Raw genomic sequence first — 5,695 nt, forward strand, 5'->3', positions numbered from 1 at the left:
CCCGGTCCGTGGCCCACAGGATAAAGTGATAGGTGTGATGGGTCTGCACTTTCAGCGTGGTTTCCGACCAGTTCCGTTCCTGCCGCCAGGCCACGAAGCGCAGCAGCAGTGCATACAGGCTTTTCGGATCATGTGCCGGCCCTACAGGCTGACGATAGACGTCATCGACGGTCAGGAGACTTCCTTTGCGCGGTTTACGGTTTGCCATGATTGACCTCCGGTTGAGATTGAGGGGTGGACGCAGACAAGGGGCGCGTTTTCTTTTTTCCTTTTATCACGGTGTCTTCCGTTACCCCGACTTGCGGTACGCTGAACCCGTGTTCTGCCTGCCCTGATGGGGATTTTTTCACCCCAGACTTAGCCCGGACCTGGACCAGACTTGAGACAGGCTTGCGTTCATTTAAGTCAGACTTGCTTTCATGACCTGTCGGGACGGCTGCCGGCGGTTTATTCCTGTCGGGTACAGGCAATGCGTCTCCGTGATTATTTTCCCTGATAACTGCGTTTTCATCTGCCCGGACTTGTGCACCCGCTGGCTCTTGTACTGTCCGGGCTGACGCGGGTTTTTCTTCCCCAGACTCAGGCCAGACTTGCCCCGGACTTGGGGAAGACTTACGACCTTCCGGGTCAGACTTGCGTTCACTGCCGGCGGTTTCTGGGTCCGCTTCTCCGACATCCAGCAGGCCGCACAGGTGGGCTGCTCCGTTGTCTTCTCCGTCCCACAGCAGTTCATAATGCAGCAGGTGCCCCCGGCTGCCGCCATGCAACAGCAGGTATTCCATTTCCGTCAGCCGTTGACAGTGGTTTTTGAGCTGGCTGTCGCTCCAGTGGGTAAAGGCGCGGATATCCCGCCGGGTAAAGCGCACTTCGTTTGGCTGGCAGTGCTGGATTTGCGCCTGTTCGTTCACCATTGCCTGTATCAGCAGTAACAGCTTGCGCGTCTGCGGCGGCATTTCATCCAGCGTGCGCCCCAGCACCTCATGCGCCAGCCGGTTGGCGAGGGCAATATCGTCCTGGGTGACTTCGATATATTCGATGACCTGTCCGCGGTGGGTCGTTTTCTTCACTTCACGTTGATACTGGTGCAGCAGGGCAATGGCCTGTATCAGCGTCAGGTATTTCATGTGGTCGCGCCGCATCCGGGTTTTGTCTGACAGGAACGTCAGTTGATGGGCGTAAGGATTGACCACTTTCAGCGGCCTTAACAGGCGCTGGGCGTTCTGATGTAACTGCGTCAGATAGCCTTTCTCCGAGTCAGCCAGTAACCCGGCCAGCGTCTGGCGGTGTCGCTGCATGGCGTGGATAGCCTGCGTCTGCTCGCGCGATTCGTTGACCGTCAGCACCAGACAGCGGTTCAGCAGTTCTTCATCCACATCAATGGCCGTCGTCGTTAACATCAGCATCACCGGTCCCTGTACCTTGTATTCCCGCGTCACCAGTTCGCCGCTCTGTTCGTTCTTGCCGGTGCTGGCGATTTTCAGCTCGCCGTCCGACTGCAACAGTTTCAGGGCATAGGCCGCCTGCCGTACGCCTTCTTCTTCGGCTATCGCCAGTATTTTGTGTTGCAGGCTGGTTTCTCCCAGATAGTAGAGGCTCTGCCCGGTCATTGCCGAGTACTGGATACGCTCCTCTTCCGGCATCAGGTTCAGCACCGCCTCCATCAATGACGATTTCCCGGCAGCGGAACTGCTTTGTATCAGCACGGCCAGCGGTTTATCGAGTTTGCGCGAGACCGCCGCCAGATACCCGGTCAGCAGATTAGTGGATTCCCCGACCACGCCGCAGGCTGCCATATCACTGATTATCTGCTCAGCCAGATTCGGCGATTTCAGCAAGTTCAGGGCATCCGCTTCATCGTCGGCGCTAACGGTAACAGCGGTTGTACCGGAGGTTTCCGCGTCTGCCTGTAAAACAGCATCCTGTTGCTGTTCCAGCATCAGCAGCACCCGCCCGGCTTCGCGTTTGATGACTGAGGGCTCACATTCCAGCTCTGCCGATGCCGTATTGATATAGTTCTGCCGTGAGCGGGCGTGATACATGTCCAACGTATCCACATGGAACAGGCCGCTGGTTTCATCGCGTACCTGAACATTGACTTTCATCACATCCGGCACCGGCGATTTTTTCATGCCCCGTACCCGCCAGATCCGTGGACCGCTTTTCATCAGCAGTTCACCCGCTGCCGTTCGCTCACAAGGCACTTGTGCCACTGTCAGCGCCGGCTGGGCGGCTAAAGAAGACGTATTGGCAGGTTGTACATTTTGGGGCTTTTCCGTCACACTCGGCGAGACGGGCCGCTCATGGCTGAACACCGCGCCCGGCGCGGTTCCCTGTCCCTGCCAGACCGCCTGTTGCAACGCCAGCCCCAGCGCATGTTCGGCGTTGCCGCTTTTGACGGCATAGTCATTGGCATCCATGCCCGGCGGGAACTGCACCCGCCACGCCTCAATGCCGGATTCCAGTAAATCCGCCGCCACACTGACCGCGCCACGGTCTCCGGCCTCGTCCCGGTCAAAGGCAATCAGCACCCGTTTCACGCCGTGATACTGCAAGGCTGCGAGGTGCTCACGGTTAAACCCGTTCACCCCGAACGCGGCAATCACGTTACGGAACCCGGCACACCAGAACGTCATGGCATCGATCATCGCTTCGCACAGGATAATTTCCGCAGCGGCTTTCATCGCTTCCTCATTCCAGACCCCGGCTAGCGGTGACGGCAGATACAGATGCTTCGGGCTGTCTTTCAGCACTTTGTAATCCGGCTGGGTTCGGCGGCCATACAGTTGCAGCACCCGCCCGCGGCTGGCCACACTGGCCGATTCGGCCCAGCCGATCACCGGCACCACGACGCAGCCCCGGAAGTGGTCCTGCCGGGTGGTGGTACGCAACACGCCCAGACCCGACAGCTTGTCGCGCAGTTGCTGGCCTTCCTGACTGCTCTTGGACGGCAACAACCCCGCTGAACCGCCGATCCCGTGATGGCCCGCGTACCCCAGCTTAAAGTGACTGACCAGTTCAGGATGATTCAGCCCGCGTCGTTCCAGCCAGGCTTTGGCTTCCGGTGACGCCAGTAAGTGCTGATGATAAAAATCAATCACCTGATGCAACAGCGCCTGCCCGTCATCGTCCAGGTCGGCCAGTTTCGGGCGCGGCAGAGGTGCGGTCTGTGATCCCGGCGGGGCGGCTAACGAAGAAGCGGCCACAACCGCATTGTCCATGTCCGGCAACCCGGCCAGCTCCCGCAGTCGGCGGATAGCGATTTTCAGCGTCACCCCTTCCGTCTGTATCACCCAGTCCAGCACCGATCCCGCGGCACCACAGCCAAAGCAGTGATACAGGTTCTTAGCAGGCGATATTACCATTGAGGGCGTTTTCTCGTTATGGAAGGGGCAGCGCAGCACATAATCCTCACCGCGTTTTTTCATTGGACGGCCTTGCTTACGCACCAGCCCCAGCAACGAGACGGTTTGCTTTAAGCGGGCTAAATCGGTATCGGGAACATGGGTCATCAATGACCTCCTGTAAAAACCTGTCAATATGCTTTTATGGTTTCTTTATACATGCATATATGGTATGTTTCAAGCATCACGTTTAAACAAGGGGGTAAAATGCTGGCTCTGTTTCCCTGGCGAGTAATTTCTATGGACTTTGGTAAACGTCTGGTAACCCTGCGTAAAGACCGCAAGCTTACTCAGGCCGCACTGGCGGAGAAAGTCGGTTGTCACGTGACAATGATCCGGCGTTATGAAGCTGACGAAGTACAACCGACACTGGAGATTATCCGCAAGCTCTCCCGTGCACTTTCTGTCAGTGCAGATACGCTGGTTTTTGACGAGAATGAGCGCAACCCGGATGAAGAACTGCGTTTGCAGTTTGAGGCTATCAGCCAGTTCACGCCGGAAGAGAAAGAAGTGGCAAGGGTGTTACTGGAGTCATTGATTTTAAAACACGATGCCAACCGTTTTGCCCGTAACAACAGCAGAGCGGGCACCGAGAAGTAAGACATAAAACATGTGCGGCGATCCCGTGTTGGAGCACGGAACCGCCGCTAACCGTAAGCAACTATTGGAGTAGTTACTATGGCTAACCGCGATTGTAATGCAGATTGGAAGATTTCAAAAGCCCGGCGCAGCTATAAGGTGGGGTATGCCAGCACCCGCCACGAAGACCGCAGCACCGGTATGACCCGCTATTACAGCCAGTATCCCAGCCTGCATCTTAAAGGCAACTGGCTGGAAGAAGCGGGCTTTGCCACCGGGCAGCCAGTGCAGGTCAGTGTTGAGCACGGACAGTTGATTATCCGGCTCGTTGAGAACAGCTGACGACTCAAAAAAGATCCCAGCGCTTGGCTGGGATCTTTTACTATCTTAGTTGGTAATCAAATTTATCATCGAAATCAAAATCTATATCTTGCTGTTTTACTCGATTGAATATACCAACTATTTTTTCAAACTTATCACCTAGACATTGACAAGAATGATTTGAATCAGCCCATATTATAGTGATCGGTCGTTCAATATCACAACTTAAACGATCCCATAATGCATTGAGATTATTACCATAATAATCGCCAAACATTAATTTCTTTGATATCTCATGATGAAAATCAGCTTCTGTAGAGATACTTTTTCCATCCAAAATAACAATATTTTCACTCATTTCCATCTACCTATCGAAGTGGCTGTTTCATAATGATCGGTGGTTATGTATAACAAACCATCATTAGAATAAAGTAACCTTGTTCCCGGTTGTTTGCTGCGTGATATTTTATTATCCAGTCCTATATCAGCTTCTCGCCAAGTCCGTCCCTGAGCAGATGGCAATATATTTGTTGAGTTTTCAAAAACATCACCTCCTATTTGCCCTCCGGGAGTTGTGTTATTGATCACTTTACCGGGCTTCCAGCCTTTTTCTGCTGCCTGTTGTTTTGTTACATAGTGGCTCGGTAATTTGCCAGTAGCTCTTAAACTTTCAACAGCTTCATTGGCTGATTCTGTTGTTTTAAGATCCATTTTTAGCCCCGCATAATTAGCCGCATTATGGGCACTAGTATCGCCATGCTTAGAAACATTATTCGTCTTTCCTTCTACACTTGGCAGCGATTTCCCATCAAACTTACCAACCGGATGTTCAACATTCGTCACCGTGCCCTTATCCTTCGGACTAAATTTCCCTTCTCCTACTTTCCATTGCGGTGATGAACCTTCGGCTTTGCTACCCGAAACAGGATTTTTAGCCAGTGCCAAGAATGCCTTAGCCGCCACATACTGCATCACCTTCGCTTCACTGGTCGGCACACCGCTGGCTACAATTTCAGCGGCTTTCTCCGGCGTCATTTTCTCATTGGACATCACCACATCCAACGGGACACCGAAGAAGTTCCCCCACGCCACAATCAGCCCTCTGGCCGGATCTTGCCCTTCAGGGTGCGTACCTCTCGCTTGTTTTGCCAACGCTACCGACAATTCATCCGGGGTTGCCCCTTCCCTGAGCATTTGCATGGCGAGTGAACTCTGTGCCCGACCGTACTCCGCCATGCCTTTTGGCAGGCTCAGCGCATTATTCTCAACAACAACGCATTCCATTGCGACGTTGACCGCCGGACACCGATTTTCCCAATGCCCTCAGTCAGTTACCACCCGTTTTTTCCAATGTGCGTTCACCGCCGGACCCAAAACCCCCTGACGCGCTTTTC

The 5,695-nt window shown here is 54.0% G+C and carries 5 protein-coding genes and 1 pseudogene; 2 read left to right on the plus strand and 4 right to left on the minus strand.

Features of this window, described 5'->3' with window-relative positions; all coding sequences use genetic code 11:
• Both EAE91_RS22755 and EAE91_RS22760 read right to left on the minus strand, forming a co-directional pair.
• Positions 1–208 (minus strand): annotated as a pseudogene (locus EAE91_RS22755) (site-specific tyrosine recombinase XerC); the annotation flags it as partial.
• The gene (locus EAE91_RS22760) at positions 195–3,509 is read right to left on the minus strand and encodes a CHC2 zinc finger domain-containing protein (protein WP_214090450.1); all 3,315 of its coding nucleotides are present in this window, start codon (positions 3,507–3,509) and stop codon (positions 195–197) included. The pseudogene EAE91_RS22755 and the gene EAE91_RS22760, both read right to left, overlap by 14 nt.
• A gap of 99 nt (positions 3,510–3,608) precedes the next feature.
• On the opposite strand from EAE91_RS22760, the gene EAE91_RS22765 reads away from it, so the two are divergent.
• Positions 3,609–4,001: a helix-turn-helix domain-containing protein gene (locus tag EAE91_RS22765; RefSeq protein WP_228903054.1), complete on the plus strand. Its 393-nt coding sequence runs from the start codon at positions 3,609–3,611 to the stop codon at positions 3,999–4,001.
• Between the two features lie 78 nt (positions 4,002–4,079).
• On the plus strand, positions 4,080–4,322 hold the full coding sequence (locus EAE91_RS22770) for a SymE family type I addiction module toxin (protein ID WP_214090451.1): 243 nt from the start codon (positions 4,080–4,082) through the stop codon (positions 4,320–4,322).
• Positions 4,323–4,362: 40 nt separating this feature from the next.
• On the opposite strand, the gene EAE91_RS22775 is transcribed toward EAE91_RS22770, so the two are convergent.
• Positions 4,363–4,659: a barstar family protein gene (locus EAE91_RS22775; RefSeq protein ID WP_214090452.1), complete on the minus strand. Its 297-nt coding sequence runs from the start codon at positions 4,657–4,659 to the stop codon at positions 4,363–4,365.
• The gene (locus EAE91_RS24400; protein WP_244869001.1) at positions 4,656–5,585 is read right to left on the minus strand and encodes a ribonuclease domain-containing protein; all 930 of its coding nucleotides are present in this window, start codon (positions 5,583–5,585) and stop codon (positions 4,656–4,658) included. Before EAE91_RS24400 ends, EAE91_RS22775 begins: the two co-directional genes overlap by 4 nt.
• Between the last annotated feature and the right edge of the window lie 110 nt (positions 5,586–5,695).

The organism is Photorhabdus noenieputensis (genome assembly GCF_018448935.1).
GTDB classification, from domain to species: domain Bacteria; phylum Pseudomonadota; class Gammaproteobacteria; order Enterobacterales; family Enterobacteriaceae; genus Photorhabdus; species Photorhabdus noenieputensis.